We start from the raw sequence: 4,589 nt of genomic DNA, 5'->3' as shown, positions 1-4,589 counted from the left end.
GGTTTTCAAAAAGGTAAAACATATTTTAAAGAAATGAAAATAAAAGAAATTGAAGATAAATTTAATATTAATCTATCAGAAATATCAAACAATGGTAAAACTGTTAAACGTTTTGATTTTGTAATTAAAACAAAAGATAAAGTTTATGGAATAGAAACAAATTTTTATGCAAGTAGTGGATCTAAATTAAATGAGACCGCTCGTAGTTACAAGCAAATTTCTCAAGAAGCTAGTAAAATAACTAACTTTAAATTTGTATGGTTTACTGATGGTAAAGGCTGGATGGATGCAAGAAACAATTTAGAAGAAACTTTTGAAGTTATGGATTACATCTATAATATCAAAGACTTAGAAGATGGAATAATTAAAAAAGTTTTCAACTAATATAAATTTGTATAAAAAATAAAATATTCAATAATTAATAAAAATTATTATTATATAAATTAAAAAAAATACTTGATATATAAAATGTTAGATTGACAAATTAGTAATAAGAAGATTATTATGAAATACTAAAATTATAATATAGCATTCTATAAATATTCTCTAAAATTATATAGGATTTGATTAATGGCAAAAAAAACAAAAAAATGGGAACCAGATGATTTTGAACTAGAAATGACAACACATTGGTCTTTTCCAAATAGAGGTAATTGGGCTACCCATGATGCAAAATGGCGTGGAAATTGGTCTCCATATATACCTAGAAATATTATACTTAGATACTCTCAAGAAAGAGACTTAATACTCGATCAATTTGCTGGCGGAGGTACTACTCTTGTAGAAGCGAAATTACTTAACAGAAATATTATCGGTATTGATATAAATGATACAGCACTCAATAGATGCAGAGAAAAAATTGATTTTGAATATGATGGAGGTAATGGTAATGTTTATATTTATAATGGAGATGCACGGTATTTAGATTTCATTTTAGATAATAGTATTGACCTCATTTGTACACATCCGCCATATGCAAATATCATTCAATATAGCGATAATATAGATGGTGATTTATCTCGTTTAAAAATAAAGGATTTTATTGAAGAAATGAAAATAGTAGCAGCAGAAAGTTATCGTGTACTTAAAAAAGATAAGTTTTGTGCTATTTTAATGGGAGATACAAGAGAAAAAGGGCATATGATTCCAATGTCATTTGATGTTATGCGTGTTTTTGAAAATGTTGGTTTTAAATTAAAAGAACTTATTATTAAAGAACAACATAACTGCAGGGCAACAGGATATTGGAAAACAAATAGTATCAAATATAACTTTTTATTAATTGCTCACGAATATTTGTTCATATTTAGAAAATAACTATACAATTTAAATTACTTTAAATATATTAAATTATCAATTTTCATATGTTTTACTTTCATATATAAAAATTAATAATTCAAGCATAAAAAATGGAGCTGTTTCCCACCAACAACCCCATTACTTTTAATAAACGAACAAAAACTTATGCTAAAGTATTAAATTAAAGAACCGATAATATAAATGCGATAAGGGAGGAAATTACCCTTGCACATTTAAAGCACCACCTGTGATCTTCGGCTCCACCTCAACAGTAGCTGTTTTATCAGAAAAATTGTTTCTGACAGTGATATTTACCCCGCCTATTGACGTAACATAAACATTACTAGTGTCAGTTGTCGTAATAGCTGTAACCATATTTGTAAACTCCTTTTAAAATATAGCTTTGTTCTGCCAATATTATACTACATTATAAAAAATTAACAAACAGAAAATTATATTTTTTTGAGTAATTTTAATAATATAAAAACATTGACTTTAGCCTTAAATTGTACTATTATAATTTTATGTATTACAGTAAAACTATCAGAGAAGAAGAATTAAAAAATAAAGTAGCAAGAGATTATTTTCAATCTTTCGACAACACTCAAATCATAGAAGAAATTGATTTTAGTATAGCACCTAAAAAAGATATAGATAAAAAAGAAAACGAATATTTTTTGTGGGCTGAGGCTAAAAAAGGAAATAAAAACGATATTTACGAATCTTTTGTGCAGCTGATACTTACTATAGGAAAGAAAAGAGTTTTTGATAAGCATTTACCTCCCCCATTTTTGGGAGCTTTTGATGCAGAGAAAATAGCTTTTATTCAGTATTATAAAATTCTTGATGTATTCAATCAAAATGATTTTAATTGGAATGTAACACCTTCTAATCATGAATCTAAAGAGTTTAAACAGCTCTATAATCTAGTAGAAAATACTTTGAAAAATGAAAGCTATATTTATAAATTTGATGATGATGATAAAGAATTAAAAGAGTTTATAAGAGTTAATTTTATAGCGGGTAAAAACAGCATATCAAAAGTACAGATTGATAAAAATAATTTTGTTAATATATATTCAAAATGGCTTAATGCTGTAAAAACCTCTATATCTGTAGATTGGGATAAAGCTAAAAGTTTCGGTATAATAGATGCCGATTTTTATTTAGCGGATTTATTAAGCGAAAATAATTTGACATTAAAAGAAAAATTATATGTAATACTAAAAACTGACCACTATGAGCTTGACAGAAAAATAGATGATATGGGACTTGCCTCAAGTAAGGAAGCATATTTTTATGATAAACAGAAGTCACATAATGAGTTTTGGAAAAGATATCAAAGACCGCCGAAAGAAGAATATTGGGATTATATAATAGAGAGACGCGATTTATTAGTACCTCAGGATATAAGAGAACGGAAGGGTTCTTATTTCACGCCTCAGATATGGGTTGAAAAAAGTCAGGAATATATTGCAGAAGCATTGGGCGAGAATTGGCAGGACGAATATTATATATGGGACTGTGCTGCAGGTACAGGCAATTTGCTTGCAGGACTTACAAATAAATATAATATTTGGGCTTCTACTTTGGATAAGGCGGATGTGGAAATAATGAAAGAGCGAGTAAAGAACGGAGCTAACCTGCTTGAAAATCATATATTTCAATTTGATTTTTTGAATGATGAATTTGATAAACTTCCTAAAGACTTGAAAGCTATAATTGATGATGAAGAGAAAAGAAAGAAATTAGTAATATATATAAATCCTCCTTACGCTGAGGCTGGAAGTGGTACAGGGAGGAATAAACCTAAAGTAGCAACAGATAATAAAACATACTTCATTTATAAAACAGTTAATATTGAAGATGCTAGAATTAAACTTGGAACATCTTTAAAAGAACTATTTGTCCAATTTATAATAAAAATATATTTAGAAATACCAAATTGTATTATAGCCCAATTTTCTACTCTTAAAACTATTCAAGCTGGAAATTTTGAAGAATTTAGAAATATATTTTTAGCAAAATTAGAAAAAATGTTTATTGTACCTGCTGATACTTTTGATAATGTAAATGGTGACTTTCCTATAGGATTTTTTATTTGGAATACTTCTAAAAAAGTAAAAAATAAATATATAATTTCCAATATCTTTGATAGTAACGGTGAAATTATAAAAACTAAAAAAATCTATTTTTTTAATAAAGAAATTAAAAGAATAAATGATTGGATAAATAATTATAAATTATATAATAAAAAAGATAGTAAATATAAAAAAATTGGTAAATCAGAAATAGATGAAAATTATATTGGAATAATTATGGCTGATGCTCCTGATTTTCAAAATAATAAATATATTTCTATAATGAATGAAAAAACTAATAGACATGGTATTTTTATATATATAAATGAAAAAAATTTAATTCCTATCTGTATATATTTATCTGTTAGATTATGCATTGAAGCTGATTGGCTTAATGATAGGGATCAATTTTTATATCCTAACAGCACTTGGGAAGATGATAAAGAATTTCAGAATGATTGTGTGGCTTTCACTTTATTTCATTCGCAGAACCGTATTTCTTCAGAGCAGGGTATTAATCACTGGATTCCGTTCACTGAATCAGATGTTAATTCTAAAGACTCTTTCTCCTCGCATTTTATGACTGATTTCATCGCTGGTAAGATTAAAAAAACTGCTTCCGACAATGACAGTCTTTTCAGCAGTGGTGCCACATCTTCAAAGCCTTTGAAATTTTCAAGTGAGGCTAGTGCGGTTTTTGAGGCTGGTTTAGCTCTATGGAAATATTATCATTCTTTCGATCTAATCAATGTTAATGCGTCCCATTATGATATACGTGCGTTTTTTCAGAAGTTTAATGACAAGGGGCGTATGAATCCAACCTCTAAAGACGATACTTACAACTCTTTACTCTCCGACCTCAAATTCAATCTCGACATTCTTGCCAAAAAAATTGCTGTTAAAGTGTATGAGCATGGTTTTTTGAAGGAGTGATATTTTAATATGCTTGACTTTTTTATTTAGACATATACAATTTGCCATGAGAATATTTTAATTTGGAGTGTATACATGAATGATAAAAAAGTTATCATAGGAGCTTTACAAGGTGCTAGAGAAAAGCCTCAGATCGAAAAAGTTTTTTCTAATTATGGTATAGACTCATATGAAGAAAAAATTAGTTATCTTGAAGAAGCTATGTATAATCCTAAAGTTTTCTTTTCATCTGGAAATATTGATAATATGGAAGTAAAATATAATACTATACTTGAT

General features: G+C 27.5%; 5 protein-coding genes. 4 read left to right on the top strand and 1 reads right to left on the bottom strand.

What is annotated here, in order from left to right:
- Positions 1–384: DpnII family type II restriction endonuclease (locus tag Q1J76_RS11845; protein ID WP_300370670.1), on the top strand; the 384-nt coding region annotated here is incomplete at its 5' end.
- A 186-nt stretch (positions 385–570) separates the two neighbouring features.
- On the top strand, positions 571–1,317 hold the full coding sequence (locus Q1J76_RS11840; protein ID WP_300370667.1) for a TRM11 family SAM-dependent methyltransferase: 747 nt from the start codon (positions 571–573) through the stop codon (positions 1,315–1,317).
- A 201-nt stretch (positions 1,318–1,518) separates the two neighbouring features.
- On the opposite strand, the gene Q1J76_RS11835 is transcribed toward Q1J76_RS11840, so the two are convergent.
- Complete coding sequence (locus Q1J76_RS11835) at positions 1,519–1,674, bottom strand: hypothetical protein (RefSeq protein WP_300370664.1); 156 nt, start codon at positions 1,672–1,674, stop codon at positions 1,519–1,521.
- Positions 1,675–1,823: 149 nt separating this feature from the next.
- Between Q1J76_RS11835 and Q1J76_RS11830 the strand changes: the two genes are divergently transcribed.
- Positions 1,824–4,313, top strand: coding sequence for a hypothetical protein (locus tag Q1J76_RS11830; protein WP_300370661.1), 2,490 nt, complete (start codon positions 1,824–1,826; stop codon positions 4,311–4,313).
- A 75-nt stretch (positions 4,314–4,388) separates the two neighbouring features.
- A partial coding sequence (locus tag Q1J76_RS11825) for a hypothetical protein (RefSeq protein ID WP_300370658.1) occupies positions 4,389–4,589 on the top strand: 201 nt, incomplete at its 3' end.

The organism is Brachyspira sp. (genome assembly GCF_029258575.1).
GTDB lineage: Bacteria > Spirochaetota > Brachyspiria > Brachyspirales > Brachyspiraceae > Brachyspira.
The sequence above is the reverse complement of the archived record's forward strand: the minus strand, read 5'-3'. Positions and strand labels throughout refer to the sequence as shown.

What these genes read in the sequence shown, in the direction of transcription:
- Q1J76_RS11840 (WP_300370667.1), top strand. Translation starts at nt 571, where the DNA reads ATGGCAAAAAAAACAAAAAAATGGGAACCAGATGATTTTGAACTAGAA.
- Q1J76_RS11835 (WP_300370664.1), bottom strand. Translation starts at nt 1,674, where the DNA reads ATGGTTACAGCTATTACGACAACTGACACTAGTAATGTTTATGTTACG.
- Q1J76_RS11830 (WP_300370661.1), top strand. Translation starts at nt 1,824, where the DNA reads ATGTATTACAGTAAAACTATCAGAGAAGAAGAATTAAAAAATAAAGTA.